Origin of the sequence: Pseudoalteromonas sp. SW0106-04 (assembly GCF_001293805.1) — a bacterium.
Taxonomy (GTDB): Bacteria; Pseudomonadota; Gammaproteobacteria; order Enterobacterales; family Alteromonadaceae; genus Pseudoalteromonas; species Pseudoalteromonas ruthenica.
Window position 1 is genome coordinate 114206 of the sequence record NZ_BCAI01000007.1, and the last position, 21400, is coordinate 135605.

Here is a 21400-nt window from a genome sequence, read left to right on the forward strand (position 1 = left end):
TTACGCCCACGCTATGTGGCTAAGTGCTATAACCGCCAGCCAAAGCATGTTAACACCGTCAATATATTTCAATGTTGCTGTGATTGTTTTGTCATCAGGCAAATGATCCACTCCAATGCGCATGCGCTCAAAACGGTGGCCTTGATAAAAGGCTGGCCCGCCAAGCTGTACTTGCAATAATGCACTGAAAACACTGAGAGTGAACCCGCTAACGCGGTGATAAAAGTGCCGGCCATATATCCGTAAGTAACGCCATAGTTTATGCTGTTGGGTCATCATCGCCAGCGGTAGCAAGTACATTACTAAGGCCGCTAGAGAGCAAAGAGTTAGTAACCATTTACTGGCGTAGAGATAAGGACTCGATGGTAAAGCATGCTTGCGCATGGCCGTGTGCAGAGTCCACGTTAAACTGTAGGCGAGGGCAGCCACGCCGCCAAATAAACAATACAGTATTAGTGGTGCGAAGTAGGTATGAAGCATGCGCAGCACCATACTCTCAATGCAAGCTTTGGCGACCCCCTGACTATTCAAACGCTCACAATCACGTACCACAATAGTTGCTAGTAGTGCCCGAGCGAGTGATTTACGTTGCTGCTTTAATGCCAAAGCAATACGCGTGCTTTTGCTGCGGATTGTGTGGGAGTCTAAACTCAGGTAGAGCAAGAGCGCAGATAATGCCTCTGGGTAGTAAACTAAATGGGAGAACAACGCGATTAATGTCAGCGGCAACAACACACACAGAGCCAGTGACAGTATGGCTATCAGCAGGTGGTAGCCAACACTATCTTGTGGATTGAAAGTGCGTTTAACTAAATTGTTGAAGCCTAGGCGCGCTAGGGTAAAAGGGTGATACCAAGGAGAGAGCGGCAGCCAACGCTCGCAAGCAATGGCTGCAAGTAATAACAGCAGACTAAGCTGAGCACTTAGCGCTTCAACCAGCATCTATAGGGTGACACCATCAAGTTTTGTTAGCATCGCCATCACCATAGCCGATGAATTCTTTGATGCGACTTCTAAGTATTCCTCGAATGAATGCGGCGACTCTTTGCCGGCGATATCAGACAGTGAGCGGATAACCACAAAGGCCGTATCAAGTAAGTGGCAGGCTTGAGCGATTGCGGCGCCTTCCATTTCCACAGCAAGCATCGCTGGAAATTGTTTGCGTGTTGCATCAATGCGTTCAGGATCACACATAAATGAATCACCTGTACACACTAAGCCAACCAACGATTGACACTGTTGCAGCTGTGAAATTGATTGCTCGGCCACTTGTATCAATTGCGGGTGAGACTCATAAGCCGCTGGCATTTGTGGTACTTGACCATACTCATAACCAAATGCGGTAACATCGACGTCATGGTGGCGAAGTTCGCTGGCAATAGCTACATCACCCACTTCTAAACGCTGGTCAAAACCGCCTGCTGAACCTGTATTGATAACGCAATCAGGGTGAAAGTGGTCGATCAATAAGGTGGTTGCAACGGTGGCAGCGACTTTACCTATCCCTGATTGCACTAAAGTCACGGTCTGAGTATTGAGTTGCCCATGGTAAAAAGTAAAACCACCGTGTTGGTGAGTTTCTACGTCGCTCATACGTTCACGCAAAATCGCGATTTCTGGCTCCATGGCGCCAATAATACCTACTTTCATAGCATCTCTGATTAATTAGCAAAAACAGCCCTTAGTATATCAAAGGCTGTTTTAATATGGCATTGGCTTAATTAGATCTCTGCAAGTTGGGTTGATGTAGCGATAGCTGAGCCGCTAGTCTGCACTTTGGCTTGCGAAGGCGAGAGCACTGCTGGGCGCGTTGGCGTGCGCGTCGGTTTACGTTTTGTTGCTGTTTCTGGTTTGCCGATTTTAAATAAAATGGCGTTGCGTACGTCTTCAACACGGTAGCCGCTTTTTACTTTCATACGAATATGAGGAATACCGGCGGTTTCTAGGGCACCGCTAACAAACCAATCGCGCTGTGCCTTGTGGCCGTCTTTATTGGCATTATTAACCAGATCCACAGCGGCGACGATGGTCATTTTCTGTTTATCTAACAGTACGTAGTCGAGTTGCTTATTCTTAGTTTTAGTCATGGCAATACGCCGCGATTTGCTAGAAAGTCCGGCCTTGCAATCAATGACATCTGCTAATTTGACTCGGCTGACGATCCGGTAGTTATCGCCAACCGCTCGCTCTAGAAGCGATAGAAAGGCGCTCTCAACCTGCGTATAGATCTCTTTTTTACGAACGAAAGGGTAAGGGTTTTCGTTATTATCAGTGAACTTGGAAGCCACCACGGAAGCAACAACAACCAGCACCAATATAGATAAAAGCGCGAATTCCATTTTTTACTCCAAAACGAATTTTTGACACGCTTACATTAAAGCAATAAGCGTGCCTAAAATTGAATTGGTTAGGGTTGATAGCCCTGGGGTAAGCCTTTAGTGGTGATAGCAACGGCGTCATGGGCGTGAAGTGATTCATAGTGGTTAATGCGAACCCAAAAATCGAGCACATCTGCCCGCTCATCTAACGCTGCTTTCACCTTACGAGCGGCATCTTCGCAAAACATCAAATTGGCGCCATTTAATCGTGCAAACTCTTGCTCGTCTTCTCGTTTCACGGCGGTTTGCACGGGGGTTTTTAGTGTTTGCTCAATTTCATCGATGATGGCGACGAAGTCAAATTCGCCAAGTTGCGCATCCAATAACACCTTGGTTTGTGCGACGGAGCGTTGAGAATGGGGGGTGGCGCTGATCCCCTCTGTTGTGCCCAGCCACTTTAGCACTTGTTCAAAGTTCAGGTTCTCGGCGTCAAAATCGCGTTTAAAGTTTTCTTGAATCAATTGCCTTGCAAGGGCGGCTGAACAAGGGCAAGTAGACGAGTAGGTTACTTCAACACCGGCTTCAACACGCAGCTGTCCTTGATTTAACTGCATGTCTAAGGTGATGGGATAGAATTTCCAGCCACTGTTATCGCTTAGTAACGCGCTGCGACGCAATGGAAGCTCAAAACTGAGGCTGAGTCGCGCTCTATCGCTAATATCGTCATGGGAGCTGATAAACGCATCAAGGGTTGTTTTGAGTTGCGCAGGAGTCACGCTGGGCTCATTAGAAAGTTGGTCCAGTGCCAAAAATAGGCGCGACATGTGAATGCCCTTGGCGTGCGTGTCAATTAAGTTCACAAAGGCTTGTGCTTTGGCATTAATAACGGTTGCTGCCAGGCCCTTAGTCGCAATTTTTAAAGGTATTTCTATGGCGCTCATACCCACCCAATCAAGCGTATGATGTACTGAAGACGCGCTGGTGTTGGCGATATCTGGCATTGGATGTGGCATAGCCTTCCTCATTATTGAAGCAACGAAAAGGCGACATTCTACCTGAAAATGCGCAAATGTGGAGCGGCCCAAAGTTGCAGGATAAATTGCCAAAGAAGGGATATGTAAAGCAATGCTGGCAGCTAAGTGGTGACAACATGCTTCCTTTATTGTCCAGTAATTGTTAACATTGTGTGTTGCTGTTAAGACGCGCCATTTACACCCATAACTTGCAAAATAACAATAATGACCAGTCCGATGAAATCAATTCTAAAAAAAGCCGCCACTGTGGCGATGTTAAGTAGCTGTAGTGTTGCTGCGTTCGCCAAGCCTCAGCTGATGTTGTTTGCTGACGACCTGCAGGTGTGCTCCAGCGAAAGGCTGAGATATTGTAATTCTGAATCCCGCGAAAGCTTAAGTAAGGATACTTATAAACAACAGCCAATTTATCAAATTACAGAAGAAGGCCTGGGCCGTATTGCCGATATGGCCTGGACCGAGCAGCCTGATATTCGCGCCCAAGCAGTCGAATTATTAAATGCGGCGAAAAAGCACTTTAACGATGAAGCATTCGGTCAACGTGAATTCGAACGTTACCTACGCCGCAGTGATTTCACCCTTACTGGCAGCGACATATCAGCACGTGAATTTTGGTTTAATTTATTTGATTTCGAACAGCGTAACTTTTTTGATTTACTCGAGCAAAAGCAAGCCAATGGTAAGCGTCGTCGCCAAGGCGAAGTTGATGTTCAGGGCACGCGTAATTGGGTAACCAAAGAGGCGTTTGCGCAGCTGCTTAGTGATGCGCAAAAGATTGCTGATGCCAAACGCAAACCTCGTGTTGCTTTTATCACCGGTGGCAGTCGCGACCCCTATCGCGATGTTGATTATTATCAGTCCTTATTTGAGCAGCTAGGCTTTGAAGCGCATTGGCTTGCTATCGATGGGGCTATGCAAACGGTAATGAGTGCTCAAGATACCAAGTTGTGTGATAGCTTGGCTGATTATCAGGTGTCGAAGTTAGCGAGCTTCCGCCGTGATGTGCTATACCCTGATCTTTATCAAAAACAGCAAAAACTGTGTCGCGACCCAGAGAAGCTATATAACCTTTTGCGCAAATCTGATGCGGTGTTTATAGCCGATTCAAGCCCGCTCTTGCTATATCATGCGTTTTATAAAAATGCTAACCAGCCCAGTGAGTTGCTAACAAAAATACAAGATATGGTGGCAAAAGGGCAATTAATGGTCGCCGCGCAGGGTGATGCGGTACATGCCTTGGTCGGTGGTAAAAACAATGCCACTGTACTCTCTGGTGATGGCGTGCAGGTGTTGACTGGGCGACCCACGGTTTACAGCAATGGTTTTGAAGCCTGTCGCTTGGGAGTGGACTGTATCTCAGTGGTTAACAGCCGTGAACTAAGTTACATGCAATCGGGTGTGCTTGGTTTGTTCAACTGGGGCACCTTGGATACTAAAGTAGCCAAGTATGGTAATCAGCCGCGCCTAATTAAAACCGGTTTTGATAACAGCAGTAATTTAATTTTTGGTCTCGATAGTGATAGTTATGCCCGCATCAGCAGTGAAAGTGATGACGGCGAGTACGTGCAGATGCAAGTATTTGGCGAGGGTGGACTATGGCTTGGTGACTTGCGCCAAAGCAATGACTCTATGGCTACAGCAATGCAGTTTGGCCCTTTTGATAGTTACTTCTTGACTCATGAAGACAAAATCATGCTCCGAAATGACATGATTAACGTTGAATTAGCGCCATGGAAGCAAGCCATCAATACCACAACCGCCGGACCATTAGTGAATTCGTCCACACCATTTAGCCGCTCTAATTACCATAAGCTCGGACAAATGCAGTGCAACACTGGGGCTGCAACTGCCAGTGGTAGCACGGATATTGATTCACAGCGCTTTGAGTTAACCTTAAAAGCCAGTGGCGCCACGAACATGCGAAAAGGCGTGCTCGCAAAAGGCGGCAAACGCATCGGCGTATGCTCGTTTGCAAGAATCTCAACGCAGATACTGCCAAAGGCACTCTAAGTTGATTACAATAAAGGGGTTTGTAGCAAAACCCCTGTTTTTATGTTTGACTCTTCCCTGAGCCCTTGGGTTCGTGTATTAACTAATCTCCTTGCCCGATTTGGGATCTGGTACGCAGCCGCTATTGTTTATGGTGTGTTTATCGTCGCGGCCCAGATCCTTGGCTCAATGTATTATTACGTTGCCACCGGTGAAGTGACCCTACTGGATGTACTCGCAGTGGTATTCTTCACGGCCATTAGCGCGCCTGTGGTGATTATGGTGGTGTTGCAATCAGTGGCACAGCTGCAAGACTCGCAAAAGTTTTTGGAAACCGCCACTAAGCAAGAAAAGCTATTAAACCAGTCACTGAAAGATAATATTCGTCTGCTCAACACTGAGATTGATGAGCGTAAAATGGCGCTCAACGCTAAGCATCGGGCCATTGAAGAGTTACGTCGTGAGATAGCGGAGCGCAAGAAAACGCAGCTAGAGCTAGCCCAACAAGGCATGCTATTGCGCTCAATTGTCGACTCGTCCCCTGACTTATTCTATTACCGCGATCAACAGGGGGTGTTTGCTGGCTGCAACAAAATGTTTGAAAAGGTGATGAACCGCAGTTCAGGCGACTTAATTGGCAAAACTGCCGAAGATATTTACCCACCGCAGTTGCTACCTGAGGTGTTACGCACCGACCATCAAGTAGAAACGACGCATGAGCCCATAACGTTAGACGTTCAGTATCCTGTGGATGGAGAACCCCATTGGTTTGAAATGCGCAAGCTCCCCTTTATTAATGACGACGGCGAATATATTGGTCTACTTGCTTTCGGCCGTGATATCACAAGCCGTAAGGAAGCCGAACAAGCGCTCGAGACTGCTTACAAAGACAAAGGTAAATTCATTGCTACTTTGTCTCATGAGTTGCGCACTCCTTTGAATGGCATTGTTGGTCTCACTCGTATGCTGCTTGATACTGAACTAACGAAACAACAACGCAGTTGGTGCAATACGGTCTTCTCAAGCGCTGAAACCTTAGGCAACATCTTTAACGACATTATCGATTTAGACAAGATTGACAGAGAGCAACTTGATATTGTCACCGAACCGGTCGGTGTCACAGATTTTATAAATGACGTGGTGAATTTTGGCTCTCTCATTGCCGAGCAAAAGTCACTGTCTTTCGATGTATCCCGTGACGGCGACTTGGACGTTTACGCCGAAATAGACCCAACGCGTTTGCGTCAAGTGCTCTGGAACCTCATCAACAACGCGGTGAAATTCACCAAACACGGCGGGGTGACCTTGGGCTGTCGTCGCCACGACACCGGTAAACAAGTGTGGCTTGAGTTAAGTGTTACAGATACAGGAATAGGTATTCCACAAGAGCAACTACGGCATATTTTCGATATGTATTACAAAGCGCCGGATGCCAGCGGCGCCAATGCCATAGGTTCGGGGATTGGCCTTGCGGTTACTAAAGCCTTAGTTAAAGCAATGGGTGGGGATATTCAAGTCAGCTCTATGGCAGGAGAAGGAAGTAGCTTTAAAGTACATATTCCTCTTAAGCTGACGCAAGCTCCGCAATTGGAAACATATGATTGTGCCAGCCTAAATATTCTTCTGGTCGAGGATGTTCCTTTGAATGCCGAAATTGCTACCAACTTACTTGAGCAACGGGGGCACGAGGTCATTTGGGCTGAAACCGGTGAGGATGCGCTGTCTTTTGTGCAAACAGAGGATGATCTCGATTTAGTGTTACTCGATATGCAATTGCCAGATATTAATGGTGACGTGGTGGCTCGTGAAATCCGCGCCGATGAGCACTTCGATAATCTACCTATTGTGGTGTTAACCGCAAACGTGCGCAGTGCTGAGGAAGAGCTACGGGGCATTAAAGTGCAAGGCTCACTCGCCAAGCCGATTAATACCAATAAACTTGATAAGATGTTAGCGACGCTCTTTGGTATTGGAAAAGACTGTGCACAGCAGGCAGCAGCCAAACAACTAGTTGGTGCTGCCCCGCCGCAAGCACTCGATGTGGATGAGATGCACCTAGATAGAGAGATTATCTCTGAGTTCTTGGACTCTATGGGGGCGAAAGCCTTTGCCCGCAGCGTTGACTTGTTTGCAAAGTTGGCGCCAGGATATCAGCAACAAATGCAAGATAGCCTTGTCAGTGATGTGGATGAATACAAATCAGTCGCCCACAAATTGAAAGGAGCCGCAGGCTCAGTGGGGCTCAAAGCGGTGCAGTTGCAGGCCAAGGAAATGGAGAATAATTGTCAGCAGGTTGAACAAGAACAGCGCCAGCAATGGTTAACGCAGTTAGATGGGCAAATAAAAGAAGGGCTCAAGGCCCTTCAGTCATTCTTATCTCAGTTAGCTCAGTAATTACGAGTTGCTATCGATTTTTCCGATAAAGCGATAACCTTCACCATGGATGGTGCTGATCAGCTCAGGCGTGCTGGCGTCGCTTTCAAAGTGTTTACGGATACGACGAATAGTCACATCAACAGTACGGTCGTTAGCACGAAGCTCACGGCCAGTCATATGTTTAATCAGCTGCTCGCGGCTAAAGATACGACCTGGTGAGTCTAACATTAGACGTAATGCACGATACTCACCTTTAGGTAAGCGCTTAGATTCACCCGCAGGAGACGTTAAACAACGGCTGTTTTCGTCTAATTCCCAACCGTTAAAGTTAAGCACACCATCAGACTCAAGTGCAGGGTCATCTTTGCTGGCTGCTGTGCGAGAAATAAGGTTGCGGGCACGAATAGTTAATTCGCGTGGGTTAAATGGCTTAGTGATGTAATCGTCCGCACCAATTTCAAGACCTAAAATACGATCGACATCGTTGTCACGGCCGGTCAAGAAAATCAAACCAACATTGCGTTTTTGACGCAATTCACGGGCGAGGATCAAGCCATTTTTACCTGGTAAGTTGATATCCATAACAACCAGGTTAATTTCATCATTGGTGGTGAGCTTATCATGCATATCATCACCATCAATGGCTTCAACTACAGTGTAGCCTTCCGCTTCAAATAAGCTAACGAGGTTCAGGCGGGTTACGTCTTCATCCTCTACGATCAGAATGACTGGCGTTTGCATTGTTAATTAACCTTTTCGGAATATTTTATTTACAGAAAAACCGGAAAAACGAGAATTCCGCGAATACTTGCGATTATAGGAGTATATCTAAATGTTAACAAGTAAAATCAATTTGGATAAAACTTAGATACTGTCATCAGCCTGGCTTGTACTTTAAAGCTTACTTGCTCGAGCTGCTCCCTGTTGATATACAGTCGAATCTTCTTACCTTCCTGAATTAAGGCAGCCACACCGCCTTGCTCAAGGAACTCGAAATTACTGCCAACGGTGAATGTTGTTAAAGGCCGAGTTTTGATCCAAGGCGACAGTATATCATTCTCTATTTTTCCATCAAAGTATGTGATGTCACATTGCCGAGAAAGTTCATCATTTTGTGAACTTTTGCTGAGTTCGGTTATGGCAATTGGTTGTCCACGTATCAATAAGTTCTGTTGTTGCGCAAGAAATGCACCAGGCCCTTTACTTAAGTTAGTAAAACAATAACGCACCGAATCAGACTGAACATGAGTAAAGTCGATAAACTTGGCTATTTGAAAAAGCAGCGCTGAGCGCACTTGATCGGGCGTTCCTGCTTGCGCAGATAGGCTGCACATCAAGGCGACTAAACAGACTACACGCATACTACTGCACCCCACTTAATGGGATCTGAACTATGAAGTGACTGCCTTGTTTATGCTCAGGAGCAAGCAGCACCTTGCCGCCAAGTGCTTGAGTTACGAGGTTGTAGACTAGGTGTAAGCCTAAACCACTGCCGCCAGAGCCTCGCTTCGTGGTCACAAAAGGATCAAAAACTCTGGGCTTTAATGTTTCGCTGATGCCGCTACCATTGTCTCGGTAGTCAATCTGTAGCTGTCCGGAGTCGATTTGTACATCAATATCTATACGTGGATCAGGGTGATCTTTGAAGGCATGGATAAGAGAGTTACTGATAAGCTGCTGTAATATCTGTTGGATAGGCCCAGACTTTGATTGGATATGTAAATCTTCGGGGCAGTGCACGTTTATCTGCGGGCTAATGTCATCAAGGTCAGCACGCATACTAATCATGACTTCGCCAATGAGCGCGCTTAGATTAACGTCGGTGATGCTCTCACTATCTTGGGTCACAGCGACTTTTTTAAAGCTGGCGATAAGCTCGGCTGCGCGGTTAAGGTTGCGATAAATCAACGACAGATTTTCTTCACCATCTATTAGGAAGCGCCCTAGTTGTTGCGAGGTGAGTGTTTTTTCTTCAAATGAATGGCGAATATCACCGAGCTTGTCACGCATTAATGTTGAGGAAGTTATCCCCAATCCCAAAGGGGTATTGACCTCGTGAGCGACACCCGCAACCATTTGCCCCAGTGACGCCATCTTTTCATTCTCAACAATTTGATTCTGATATTGGTGCATCCGCTCTAGCGTACTGAGTAGCTCTTGGTTAGCGTCGCGCAGGGCATCGGTGCGCAGGTTCACTTTTTCCTCAAGGCTCTGGTTTAGAGCTTCTATTTCTTTTTTATCTGTCTCATTACGCTCGATTTGCTTTTCTGTGCGCCGCAGCATGGTGTTGACACTTAGCGCCAGCTGATTGAGTTCTGCTATATTACTGCTCGGGGCGCGAACGGTGTAGTTACGGTTTTTGGCAACGTCTTGCAGTAACTGGCTCAATGTATCAATAGGATTACCGATATGGCGCTGAAAAATACGCGCTATAACATAGGCAACAACCAGCACCGCTACGCTCAACATAATATCGATAATTATTTTGCGGTGCAGGTAATTCTCAATACTCTCTAAACTGGCTCGAACATACACATAACCTATGGTGTTGTCTTGGTTGGTGATGGCTTTAATGATTTCTAAATGGCCATCTTCGACTTCTCCCTTACCGATACTCTCGAGACGTTTGGTTTTTACTGGCACTGGTGGCGTGCGGGGAGCGTTATAACTGGCAAAAAACTCAACTTCGTCATTGAATTCATCTATACGATAAATATGAATGTTTTTTATTGCCTCTACAGCCTGAAAGGCTTGTAGGCGCTGCTCTTCGGTTTTGCTGTCGTCAAAAAGAACCGTCACTTGAGCGTTAAAAGCGGTGAGCTCAGCAAAGGTTTCTACGCGCTCTTCCAGCTGTTCTCGCTGCTCTTGAATGTCAATGTAAGTAGAAATAGTAATAGACAAAATGAGCGACAATGACGCAACAGACATGACCGCGTAGATCAATGCCTTTCTTATACTAGTTGTTGAGCCTTGAATACTCATGAGTGTGCGCGGTTCACTAATAGCTGTGTTACAACATTAAACTAGTTTAGCAAATCATTGAATAGTCGAATGTTAAAATCAGAAAAATGCAGAAATAAAAGCACTTTTGTCAGCATAGATAAGGACACCTTGGCGGCCTATGAAAATCCTTACTTCTGGTTTGCTCAAAAACCTAGCTATATCGCGTCTGGGTTTATTATAACCGCTTGGAACCCACAGGGGCTGCGCCTTGGGCAAAGACAAAATCGCTTACATACGCAGCGCTTGGCTAAACGGCTCGCAGGCTTTGATGCGCTCTGGGGCTTTGGTGGTAACCAAGAGATGAGCTATCGCGAGCGCAGCGCCTTAGTGCGAGCACCTCGCAGTTATGGCAAGAAGCTAATGAAGGAATTTAGTCAAAATGCTATCTACCTAATAAAAGGTGGGCGACTATATTTGTATTTCTATAATGCTCAAGAAACATCGGTCAACGGGGATTGGCAGCGCCGTGTAAGCCATCTAAGACAACTGCCACGGCGTAATTATGCTATTGGTTTTGATACACCGCAAAACGCTTCGTTTTAGCAATTGTTTGGTGAGTGTTAAATTGCTGCTGTAGTTGCTCTGGGTAGGCTAAGAAGCTATTAGCGACTAGAGTAAGCGCACCGCCTTTATTCAGGTGTGCTTTCGCGCTGGCAAAAAAGCGAGCGGTGATATCATAATCGGTCTTTAGCCCGGTATGAAAGGGCGGGTTACTGACGATGATGTCAAAGCGTTCGTTGATGTTGGTTAGGCCATCGCTGAGCACAATATTGCCGTGCAGGTCATTGGCGCGCAGGGTTTGCTCACTGGCATATGCGGCTAAGGCGTTTACATCCAAGGCACTGCCTTTAATGTGGGCAAAGCGCTTCAAGCAAAAGCTGATAATAACTCCGGCGCCGCAACCAAAATCAAGTAAGGATTGGGTGTTAGTTAAATCAGGTAAGTTATCCAGTAACAACGCCGTACCATCATCCAGTTGACCATGGTTGAATACACCCGGTAGGCTGACTATATCACAGCTCACTTGTTCACCAGCTATGCTGCGAGTAAGACAAAAGCGCTTTTCGTAGCGGCTGATATCGAACTCGGGCAGCGGGGTGATATCGCTGTATTGGTATAATTGACAATGTTTGGCAGAGTCAACCTTATGGCCATGAGCGAGGCCTTTAAGCTGTTTATCAATGGATTTTACGCCGCCTTTTTTCTCTCCCACCACCAGTAACTGCGCATCATCATTAATACAAGCACGAATATTATCTAAGGTCATTAAAGCTTCGGCTTTGGCCTTAGGATAATAGTAAATTACCAAGTCGAAGCGGTGTTTAGGAAGCTCATGAGACACCAGAGTGTGGGCCTGATGTTGCTGGGCTTGGCGTTGTGCAAAGTCGCCATTCGCTTGGTTATATGAGAATAAATGAATATCAGCTGTTGGGTTCAGCTCACGCAGTTCGCTTGCAAACCCATCACAGTTAAAATTGACCACTAAAATGGTTTGCGCGACTAATAGCTCAGGGCTTCGTAGTAGTATCTGCGACGGGTTGCTCAGTACCATATTATTTCACGCGCTCAAACATTAAATCCCAAACACCATGGCCAAGGCGATGGCCACGTTGCTCAAACTTAGTGAGTGGGCGAAAATCTGGGCGTGGTACATAGTCATTCGTGCTTGATTGGTTGCTGAAATGGCTATTGCCTTGCATGACTTCGAGCATGTGCTCAGCATAGTTTTGCCAATCTGTTGCCATATGAAAGACCCCGCCAATTTTTAGTTTGCTGCGTAGGTTTTCGACAAATTCAGGTTGCACAATGCGACGTTTGTGGTGACGTTTTTTATGCCATGGATCGGGGAAGAACAATTGCACTTTAGCTAGGCTTTCATCGCTGATACAGTCCGCTAACACTTCCACCGCATCGTGTTCAAAAACGCGCAAATTGGTAACGCCTTCGGCATCAGCGTCCATCAGGCAAGCACCTACTCCAGGGCGGTGAACTTCGATGCCGATAAAGTTTTGCTCTGGTGCGTTTTTAGCCATTTCTACAAGCGATTTACCCATACCAAAACCGATCTCAAGAACAACATCGTTGTCATTGCCAAACACTTGGCTGAAATCAAGCAAGCCATTTTGATGCTCAAGCCCCATTGTCGGCCAGCATTTCTCTAGTGCCGCTGCTTGACCTTTGGTCAGTCGGCCTTCGCGTTTTACGAAGCTGCGTACTTTACGGATATACTTTCCTTCGCGCTGTGCTTGCTCCAATGCTTGTTGCGTAGATTCACTCATGGTCTTGGCTGTCTCTGTAAAAATGGGTGCGTATTATCCCCAGTTGTAAGAGGAAGTACAAGTAAAGGGTATTGATATTTACCTGCACAATTATAGACTGAGCGCAAATATGTACAGGGGCGTTATAAAAGTAGTGGAAATAAGTAAAAGCACGCGTGATTGGTTTGCCACTCAAGTACTCGATTGGTACGACAAACATGGTCGCAAGACGCTGCCTTGGCAGCTAGAAAAAACACCCTATAAAGTTTGGGTATCAGAGATTATGCTGCAGCAAACGCAAGTTGCTACGGTGATCCCTTACTTTAACCGCTTTATGGCGCGTTTTGAGACTATTGAGGTGTTGGCTGAAGCGCCGCAAGATGAGGTTCTCCATTATTGGACAGGTTTAGGGTATTACGCTCGAGCACGTAATCTACATAAAACCGCACAGTTGATCTGTGAGCAGTATCAGGGTCAGTTTCCGCATACCTTGGAAGAAGTAATGGCCCTGCCCGGGATAGGGCGCTCTACTGCGGGGGCTATCTTAAGCCTATCGCGTGGCGAGCATCACCCGATTCTCGATGGCAATGTAAAGCGGGTATTAGCGCGGTTTTTTATGATTGAGGGCTGGTATGGTGTCAAAAAAGTGGAAAACCAACTTTGGCATCTAAGCGAACAATTAACACCAAAGCACGGTGTCACTCAGTTTAATCAGGCGATGATGGACTTGGGAGCAAGCCTGTGCTCACGTAGTAAGTATGACTGTCAGCCCTGCCCACTCAATGATAAGTGCCAGGCGCGAATCAATGACAAAGTAAACGAGTTCCCACATTCAAAACCCAAAAAGCAAGTGCCGAAGAAGCATTGCGTAATGTTTATTCCCGTTTATGAAGGGCACACCTACATGGAAAAACGCCCCGATCAAGGCATTTGGGGAGGGCTACATTGTTTTATCGAGTTTGCGAGCCAGGATGGGGTTAAAGAGTTTATGGCAATCAATGGTATTAGCGGTAAAGAACATAGGTTAGAGCCATTTACTCATGTATTTTCACACTTTCAGTTAACTATAGAGCCTGTTGTTGTGCATTTGCACAAACCCATACAACAGCTTGCAGAGCGCGCAGTACTAACTTATTCACTAGCGCAGCAACCTGAGGTGGGGCTAGCAGCACCGACAAAGAAATTATTGAAACAGCTAAAGCAGCACCTTGCAGGTGCGAGTGTTTAAGCATTAGGTTACACTACAGAGCAATATGTATTAGATAATCGTAAATGAGGATAAACATGGCACGTACGGTATTTTGTCAGAAGCTGCAAAAAGAAGCTCCGGGACTTGCTTTTCAACTTTACCCTGGTGAAGTAGGCGAGAAGATCTTCAACAATATTTCTCAACAAGCATGGGATGAGTGGCAAAAGAAGCAGACCATGTTAATTAACGAAAAGCATCTAAATATGATGGATCCGGAGCATCGTACCTATTTAGAAGAGCAAATGGTTGGCTTTTTGTTTGAAGGTAAAGATGTAGAAATTGAAGGTTACAGACCACCTGAAAAGTAGCAACTTAGCCGGGATTTTCGCCAATAAATCTCGGTTTGCATGAAAACTGTGCAAACGGTTTGTTTATTTTAAAAAATGGTTGACTTGATACCCTAAAAACCGTTTAATACGCCGCACGCCCAGATAGCTCAGTCGGTAGAGCAGAGGATTGAAAATCCTCGTGTCGGTGGTTCGATTCCGCCTCTGGGCACCATTATTAAAGGTGTTTTTGACAATTCAGAAGCACGTGCTTTTGCACACAGTTTTGTGTGCCTGCTTAGCTCAGTTGGTAGAGCAACTGACTTGTAATCAGTAGGTCGCCAGTTCGACTCCGGCAGCAGGCACCATTCATTTGCCCAGATAGCTCAGTCGGTAGAGCAGAGGATTGAAAATCCTCGTGTCGGTGGTTCGATTCCGCCTCTGGGCACCATTATTAAAGGTGGCGCTCAATGGGCGCCATTTTTATGAAAAAACTTTTGCCCAGATAGCTCAGTCGGTAGAGCAGAGGATTGAAAATCCTCGTGTCGGTGGTTCGATTCCGCCTCTGGGCACCACGATTTAAGAAACCCTGATCAGTAATGGTCAGGGTTTTTTATTGCCTGTAGCATAATGCAAGGCGTAATCTCACGCTTATTAGCTCGGGTGGTTCGATGGTAAAATACATCCATGTATTTCACCGCTTTGCGGGCAATTGCCATTGCCCAAAATTGCTCCAGACAATTTTGTCCGCATCTAAGCACCACCATCTTTTCAAACGTTGTAGGTAATTTCATTTTTATTCTTTATGAATTAAATGCTTGGGCGGAGTGACTGTTTTAACGCTTTTTGCGTAAAAACAAAATCTCACCAGCCGAGATTATCGCCATGCCGATAACAGAGATCCAAATAACTAATGGGTCGCTGTTCCACTTTGTCCATATAAAGGCGGCTAATACTACAATATCCAGCGTTATAGCACAGGCAAGTATATAAATATTGGCATTTACTTTTTCTCTAAGGTGTCGCAATACACCCCAATGGATCGCAATGTCCATAACGATATAAAAAATAGCGCCAATCGAAGCGATTCGACTCAAATCGAAAAAAGCAGCTAAGATCATAGCCATAACAATGGTGTAAACCAGTGTATGTTTCTGAATTGAACCAGGCATGCCAAAATGGCTGTGTGGCACAAGTTTCATATTGGTCAACATTGCCAACATTCTTGAGACGGCAAACGCGCTGGCGATCACGCCGGAAACTGTGGCTACAATCGCAAATCCAACCGTAATCCAAAGCCCTGTCTCGCCATAGATTGGTCTTGCGGCTTCAGCAAGTGCGTAGTCTTTTGCTTTCACAATCTCATCTATGGAAAGGCTCGAGCCAACGGCCAGGGTGACTAATAGGTATATTAAGGCGCAGATAATCAACGAAATAATAATGGCACGTCCAACATTCTTCTTTGGCTCAATGATTTCACCACCACTATTAGTTATAGTTGTAAACCCTTTGTACGCGAGTATGCTCAAAGCAATCCCTGCTAGAATACCGCCGCCCGAAGCTTCTTTTGGAATAGCAGATATCGATTCAAATTGAATGCCAGATGCCCATAAACCACCAGCCGCTAAAACAACCAGCCCTAAAGCCTTCACAAAGGCCATAAAAAACGAGAACGTTTGAATAAACTGATTACTCAGAATATTGATAAAAAATGCGAAGAGCAGCAAGCCAACCGCCAGCGACGGGACAAGCCACTGCGCTTCAAAAGAAATTAATTGGCTTGTATAGGACGCAAATGTACGAGCAACTAAGCTTTCATTAATGACCATAGAAAAGTACATTAACAGTGCAAATATCGCTGTCACACTTCCCTTTCCATAAGCTTTACTGAGGAACATCGCAATGCCTCCCGCTGATGGGTAAGCTTTGGCTAATTTTACATATGAATAGGCGCTGAACCCGGCGATAACACCGCCGCACACAAATGCCAGTACAAACCATTCTTTTGCCAGCTGAGCAACTTGTCCTGTCAGTGCAAAAATACCAGCGCCAATCATGACACCAGTCCCTAAAGACACCGCCCCCCAAAGACTCAAGCTTCCTTTCTGATAATCTTGATGTCCGTGTTTATGTTCCGCCATAATCAGCTCCTGTGGTTGACGTTAGTTGGACCAGTGAATCCGGATAATTTTCCAGCCAGACTCCGGTGTATGTGAAACGGTTACAGTTTCATTCATCGTTAAATCAATCTCCTGCCCGTTGTACGCCCCGGAAATGCTATATCGAGACGTGATCACAGCAAGGCTATCCACTTCATATCTTGTTCTTTCAATCAGTTTTGAAGGAACCTCCTGGCTAAATTTGATATCTGACTTTAGATGATGGGCACTATATTCAGCCAGGGACCGTTCAACGCCACCACCTTCAAAGATAAGCACATCATCGGAAAGCACGTCTTTAAAAACCTCCATGTCACCTTCAGTCAAAGCAGTTCGAAATGCGTCAAGCACAGCGGTCGGCTCAGGTAGTTTTTCGGCGCTACTGGGCGCTGAAACAAACATTACCGAAATCATAAAAACACTCACAAGTAATTTCATTCTTCTTATTCCTTACATTAACCAGGAGAAAACGCGCTGCTTAGCGCAGAGGCCAGGATAAAAATAGTGACAGCCAATACCATTTCTACCGTTATCGACTGTTTAAGTCGCTTCGCAGCCGACTCATTATTTAACTGGGGTACCAACTTTAACTTATGCAGTGCAGCGACAAGAAAAATCAACGCCACAAACACAAGCTTCGCCAGCAATACTGTGTCGTATGAAGTTAATGGCAGCTCTGGTAACCATTGTCCGGTTGCGCTTCGATACATAACTACACCAGCAATCAAGAGTATTAAAACCGCTGCAGACATGTGCCCGCCAAAACGCTCCATAATCAATTTCGCTTTATCAAGCGATACGGAGGTTGCCAGCTTACGCAGTGAATTCAGACTGCCAAACCAGACCCAGGCGACTAACAGATGTGTTAAAAGCGCTAACTTTCCCCACCAGAGCGCGTCACTACCGTGGCCGATACTTAAAAAACTCCATCCCATGAGTCCAACCGCCACAACATAAAGTATCCACTGTATGCTTGTTACTTTAACAACAGAGTAAATAATCCAGACAACAGCAACGGTTACCTGAAGTTGGATGAACAACCCAACAGGGCCAGCCCATATAAATTGCATATAGGTCGAGTCAACCATTCCGGCAAAGCCTTCAGCAGTGAAACTACCAACTTTCAGAAAGAAGTAGAGAAGGCTCGCCAGTAGTAGAAGCAACGCAACAACGCTATTCTTTTGTTCAGACAGCTTTTTTAAACCAGACAAATAGGCGATATAAGGAGAGGCCGTTATCACCGAATTAAGCCAGAATATAAAGGCCAGCGTTAAAACGCTGGCCACACTCCATAGGGTCATCACTTCACCTCAAAGCTAAAATCACCCGATATTTTATGACTGTCCCCACCCATGGCCGTCCAATAAACTGTGTAACCACGCGGCGCTAGTTTGTTTTTAACCGCTATTTCGTATGCTACTTTGGGTGTCATGTTCATCGAAAAGTCCAACGGGTGCATTTTGCCATCATCTGAATGCAGCATAACTTTAGCCAGGCGAACATCACCGGAGAAACTCATCGTAATTTCTGTGGGTGGCTGCGATAAAGTGGCACCGTCTTTCGGGCTACTGGATGTCAAATCGGCGTGAGCGCTAGCCCATGCACTAAAAAATAACGCGGTACCGAAGGCTAATTTAAGTATGTTTTTCACGTTGTTTCCTCTTTGTTTATTATCAATTAAAACCAAACTCTGGCCCCAAGGACCACGCCTGTTTCTGTGGTGTCTTCACCCATTCGTTTCATTTCATCTGCCGTATTCCCTAACGCACCGTTCCAATAAACACCGATGTAAGGTGCAAGTTCACGATTGATTTCGTGACGATAGCGCAACCCCACGCGCAAGTTGCTCAAGCCACTTTGACGTTCATATTTGTCTGAATCGGTTAGGTTGGCTGTTAGTTCAATACGAGGTTGCAAATACGATGTTTGTGTGAGTTGCCATTCGTATTCAGTTTCACTCACAAATTGAACATCACCTTCTTCATTCATCATCAGCGAGTTATCCATTTCAAACCAATAGGGCGCCAACCCCATAAAACTCACGACAGCATAATTTTCCATAGATGCATCCGACGATAATGTGCCTCGCGTACCGATACCGCCCTGAAACGACCAAAATGGAGACACCAAGTATCCATACAGCAGTTCTGCACTTTCCAAGTCAGTGGACTCACCGTCATCTTGAACATTTTCACCTTCACTTTTAAAGACAAACCGATGATAATCGCCGCCATACCAAGCCATCATGTCCCAGACAGCAAGGTTCTCCTCCTCGTTAGTTCGCGTTAACTCCAACCGATCGAACAGCACTTGCCCGGTGTGATATTCCTTGACGGGTTCTGGCCAGTCTTCTTCCGCATGTTCCGCAACAGCTAACACCGGCAAAAAGGCCACGCCCATTAGTAATGATTTACCGTACATAATCGTCCTCCTTATGCGACATTGACCACACGGAACATGCCCGCTTTCATGTGATACAACAGATGACAGTGGAACGCCCAGCTGCCCGGCGCGTCCGCCGTTATCAATAACGACACTTTTTCATTGGGTTTGAGGCTAATTGTGTGCTTACGGGGACGGGGATACTGTCCGTTTTCCAGCTCCATCCACATGCCGTGTAAGTGTATGGGGTGGTCCATCATCGTATCGTTTACCATCACCAACCTCAGTCGTTCTCCATGATGAAACTGAACTGGGCCATCCACCTCGGTAAACTTCTTCCCGTCGAAAGACCACATGTAACGCTCCATATTACCCGTTAAGTGCAGCTCTATCTGTCGTTCGGGCTCTCGCGTATCCGGCCATTCATGCGCGCCGATCAAGTCGGTATACAACAATACTTTGTGCTCAACATCTTCCAATCCAATCCCGGGTTCATGCAAACGGCTTACCGGGTTTGTAGCAATCATAGCCGCCCCGGCGCCATGTCCGGACTCACGGTGCTTGATTTTAATATTCTCGACGGGGAGTTCTCTTTTGTGTGTCATTTTATGAGTCATATGGCTGTTATTGCCGCCCATATGCTTCATATTCATGCTATTGCCTTTCATATCACCAGACATTGCCATCGCTCCCATGCCCATAGCCGCCATGCCGCGCTCAGGAGCTTGCCGTAGTTCAGGCACTTCAGCCTCAAGACCCAGTTCTGGCGTTAACGTGCCTCTGACATAACCACTTCGATCAAAGCTCTCAGCATAAATAGTGTACGGCTTGTTTTGCTTAGGCTGGACAATTACATCGTAGGTTTCCGCCACACCAATGCGGAACTCGTCAACTGGCACTGGTTTCACAGGCTGCCCGTCAGCGGCCACAACCGTCATCTCCAACCCAGGGATTCTCACGTCGAAGAAACTCATTGCCGAACCGTTAATGATACGAAGGCGTACTTTTTCACCAGGCTTAAACAATGCTGACCAGTTCATCTGCGAATCGCGGCCATTCATCAGGTAGGTGTAAGTGCTGCCCGTCACATCCGCAATATCACGAGGGCTCATTCGCATTTGCCCCCACATTTCTCGTTGCTTCCAAGTTTTCTCTAACCCTTGTTGCCGCACGTCCTCGAAGGTCTCAAATATCGTACGTTTTTGATAGTTATAGTACCCCTCCGCAACTTTCAAGTTACGAAACACGGTATCCGGGTCTTCAAATGTCCAATCACTTAGAATAATGGTATGTTCTCGATCAGCACCAATGTCTCCGTCTTTCGGTTCAATCACTAACGGCCCCAGGTGCCCCAATTGCTCCTGCAAACCGGAATGGCTGTGATACCAATAAGTTCCGTTTTGCTCGACATCGTAGCGGTACTTGAACGTTCGTCCTGGCTTTATCCCTTCGAAAGATACGCCAGGCACGCCATCCATATTCTCTGGCAATATAATGCCGTGCCAGTGAATCGATGTGTCTTCCAGCAACCGGTTAATCACATTTAACTTTGCTCTCTGTCCCTCTTTTAAACGGATCAAAGGACCCGGCATTTGGCCATTGATGGTTATCGGCGTTCCTACCTTATTTCCCACGAGCAGTGGAGATTTTGCAATGGTCAGATCAATTTCATCGTTTGTCAGGATCTGATCCTTAAAACTGCGTCCTTGAGGGACTGCCCAGGTCGGCGCTACTTTGGCGATTGCTAAAGCAGACGCTACAGTGAATGCTGATTTAACAAACTTTCGACGTCCTTTAGTAAAATCATTGTTCATAACTTTTTACCTCCTTCGAAAGCGCTTTCTGCCGCTCTAGGCTGACTATCTGCCGATAGGATGTGATCGAACCGTCACTTTTGATTTCGTAGACCGTATAAGGTTGAAATTGAGTGCCCATCTCCATACCGATAGACCCTAGCGGCATGCCTGGAACAGTTAAGCCAATGCCATTATCTGACTTTTTCCCAGCTAAATAATGAGCAACTAATGTAGGAGGAACGTGTCCCTCAAAGACATAGCCATTGTTAGAAATAGCGGTATGGCAGGATTGGACCTCGGCACTAATACCGGAGTCCCGTTTTCGTTGAGTCAGGTTATTCGGGTGTTGTACAGACACACTAAAGCCATCCGGTAAAGCTTTTAACCATTGCTCACAACAACCGCAGTTGGGATCTTTTAGAACGGTTAGCTGCTGCTCTTGTGAATCAGTTGCAGGCACAGACACCGAAAACAGCATCGCTAAAACAGTGCTATTGCGTTTGATAAACATAATTATTCACCAATTAATAAGTATTAATGGAACACGCCGAGCGTGTGCTAAATTTCTAGTAA

22 protein-coding genes and 4 tRNA genes are annotated in these 21400 nt (G+C 46.1%); 9 read left to right on the forward strand and 17 right to left on the reverse strand.

The features are described from left to right. The 4 genes from W04_RS09820 to folE2 all read right to left on the reverse strand — a co-directional run bounded on the left by W04_RS09820 (position 1) and on the right by folE2 (position 3331). Complete coding sequence (locus W04_RS09820) at positions 1-942, reverse strand: cobalamin biosynthesis protein (RefSeq protein WP_053910701.1); 942 nt, start codon at positions 940-942, stop codon at positions 1-3. Further along, on the reverse strand, positions 943-1650 hold the full coding sequence (gene mtnN, locus W04_RS09825) for a 5'-methylthioadenosine/S-adenosylhomocysteine nucleosidase (protein WP_022944142.1): 708 nt from the start codon (positions 1648-1650) through the stop codon (positions 943-945). It abuts the gene before it with no gap. Positions 1651-1721: 71 nt separating this feature from the next. Next, positions 1722-2339, reverse strand: a complete 618-nt coding sequence (locus tag W04_RS09830) for a DUF2726 domain-containing protein (RefSeq protein ID WP_053910702.1) — start codon at positions 2337-2339, stop codon at positions 1722-1724. A gap of 68 nt (positions 2340-2407) precedes the next feature. Further along, positions 2408-3331 (reverse strand): GTP cyclohydrolase FolE2, encoded by a 924-nt coding sequence (gene folE2 / locus W04_RS09835; RefSeq protein ID WP_053910703.1) that lies wholly within the window; start codon positions 3329-3331, stop codon positions 2408-2410. Between the two features lie 237 nt (positions 3332-3568). Here folE2 and W04_RS09840 point away from each other — a divergent pair, with 237 nt between their 5' ends. Continuing rightward, positions 3569-5359, forward strand: a complete 1791-nt coding sequence (locus W04_RS09840; protein ID WP_157576380.1) for a hypothetical protein — start codon at positions 3569-3571, stop codon at positions 5357-5359. A 42-nt stretch (positions 5360-5401) separates the two neighbouring features. Beyond that, entirely contained in the window at positions 5402-7732 is a 2331-nt protein-coding gene (gene arcB / locus W04_RS09845; RefSeq protein ID WP_053910705.1) for an aerobic respiration two-component sensor histidine kinase ArcB, read from the forward strand. Here arcB and arcA read toward each other — a convergent pair whose 3' ends face one another. The 3 genes from arcA to W04_RS09860 form a co-directional block, all read right to left on the reverse strand. Next, a complete protein-coding gene (gene arcA, locus W04_RS09850) occupies positions 7733-8455 on the reverse strand; it encodes a two-component system response regulator ArcA (protein ID WP_022944137.1) in 723 nt (240 codons plus the stop codon). A gap of 107 nt (positions 8456-8562) precedes the next feature. Continuing rightward, positions 8563-9075: a YfiR family protein gene (locus W04_RS09855; protein ID WP_231658104.1), complete on the reverse strand. Its 513-nt coding sequence runs from the start codon at positions 9073-9075 to the stop codon at positions 8563-8565. Position 9076: 1 nt separating this feature from the next. Beyond that, positions 9077-10696, reverse strand: coding sequence for an ATP-binding protein (locus W04_RS09860; protein WP_053910706.1), 1620 nt, complete (start codon positions 10694-10696; stop codon positions 9077-9079). A 69-nt stretch (positions 10697-10765) separates the two neighbouring features. Here W04_RS09860 and W04_RS09865 point away from each other — a divergent pair, with 69 nt between their 5' ends. Beyond that, positions 10766-11260 carry a DUF3293 domain-containing protein gene (locus tag W04_RS09865; RefSeq protein ID WP_053910707.1) on the forward strand — a complete coding sequence of 165 codons (495 nt, stop codon included), beginning with the start codon at positions 10766-10768 and terminating at the stop codon, positions 11258-11260. Here W04_RS09865 and W04_RS09870 read toward each other — a convergent pair. Together W04_RS09870 and trmB are read right to left on the reverse strand one after the other, a co-directional pair. After that, on the reverse strand, positions 11223-12269 hold the full coding sequence (locus W04_RS09870) for a methyltransferase (protein WP_053910708.1): 1047 nt from the start codon (positions 12267-12269) through the stop codon (positions 11223-11225). The two genes, W04_RS09865 and W04_RS09870, sit on opposite strands and share 38 nt — an antisense overlap. A gap of 1 nt (position 12270) precedes the next feature. Further along, positions 12271-12996: a tRNA (guanosine(46)-N7)-methyltransferase TrmB gene (gene trmB / locus W04_RS09875; protein ID WP_022944132.1), complete on the reverse strand. Its 726-nt coding sequence runs from the start codon at positions 12994-12996 to the stop codon at positions 12271-12273. Positions 12997-13105: 109 nt separating this feature from the next. Here trmB and mutY point away from each other — a divergent pair, with 109 nt between their 5' ends. The 6 genes from mutY (at position 13106) to W04_RS09905 (ending at position 15065) form a co-directional block, all read left to right on the forward strand. Further along, on the forward strand, positions 13106-14203 hold the full coding sequence (mutY, locus tag W04_RS09880; protein ID WP_053910709.1) for an A/G-specific adenine glycosylase: 1098 nt from the start codon (positions 13106-13108) through the stop codon (positions 14201-14203). Positions 14204-14259: 56 nt separating this feature from the next. Further along, positions 14260-14532, forward strand: a complete 273-nt coding sequence (locus W04_RS09885) for an oxidative damage protection protein (RefSeq protein ID WP_022944130.1) — start codon at positions 14260-14262, stop codon at positions 14530-14532. Positions 14533-14649: 117 nt separating this feature from the next. Next, positions 14650-14725, forward strand: a tRNA-Phe gene (locus W04_RS09890). A 57-nt stretch (positions 14726-14782) separates the two neighbouring features. Continuing rightward, positions 14783-14858 (forward strand) — tRNA-Thr (locus W04_RS09895). Positions 14859-14865: 7 nt separating this feature from the next. After that, positions 14866-14941: transfer RNA gene (locus W04_RS09900), tRNA-Phe, on the forward strand. Positions 14942-14989: 48 nt separating this feature from the next. Then, positions 14990-15065 (forward strand) — tRNA-Phe (locus W04_RS09905). 18 nt (positions 15066-15083) lie between these two features. On the opposite strand, the gene W04_RS09910 is transcribed toward W04_RS09905, so the two are convergent. From W04_RS09910 to W04_RS09945, 8 genes are read right to left on the reverse strand one after another with little or no spacing between them, the layout of a single operon-like run. Continuing rightward, positions 15084-15284, reverse strand: coding sequence for a hypothetical protein (locus W04_RS09910; protein ID WP_022944129.1), 201 nt, complete (start codon positions 15282-15284; stop codon positions 15084-15086). Positions 15285-15326: 42 nt separating this feature from the next. Beyond that, positions 15327-16631, reverse strand: coding sequence for an APC family permease (locus W04_RS09915; RefSeq protein ID WP_022944128.1), 1305 nt, complete (start codon positions 16629-16631; stop codon positions 15327-15329). 21 nt (positions 16632-16652) lie between these two features. Beyond that, complete coding sequence (locus W04_RS09920) at positions 16653-17087, reverse strand: DUF4440 domain-containing protein (protein ID WP_053910710.1); 435 nt, start codon at positions 17085-17087, stop codon at positions 16653-16655. A 17-nt stretch (positions 17088-17104) separates the two neighbouring features. After that, positions 17105-17950 carry a copper resistance D family protein gene (locus W04_RS09925; protein ID WP_053910711.1) on the reverse strand — a complete coding sequence of 282 codons (846 nt, stop codon included), beginning with the start codon at positions 17948-17950 and terminating at the stop codon, positions 17105-17107. Then, positions 17950-18300, reverse strand: a complete 351-nt coding sequence (locus tag W04_RS09930; protein ID WP_053910755.1) for a copper resistance CopC family protein — start codon at positions 18298-18300, stop codon at positions 17950-17952. The genes W04_RS09925 and W04_RS09930 overlap by 1 nt, the downstream gene beginning before the upstream one ends. A 26-nt stretch (positions 18301-18326) precedes the next feature. Then, complete coding sequence (locus W04_RS09935) at positions 18327-19070, reverse strand: copper resistance protein B (RefSeq protein ID WP_045978540.1); 744 nt, start codon at positions 19068-19070, stop codon at positions 18327-18329. 11 nt (positions 19071-19081) lie between these two features. Beyond that, a complete protein-coding gene (locus W04_RS09940) occupies positions 19082-20845 on the reverse strand; it encodes a copper resistance system multicopper oxidase (RefSeq protein WP_045978541.1) in 1764 nt (587 codons plus the stop codon). Further along, positions 20835-21338, reverse strand: a complete 504-nt coding sequence (locus tag W04_RS09945; protein ID WP_045978542.1) for a DUF411 domain-containing protein — start codon at positions 21336-21338, stop codon at positions 20835-20837. Before W04_RS09945 ends, W04_RS09940 begins: the two co-directional genes overlap by 11 nt. Positions 21339-21400: the final 62 nt, after the last annotated feature.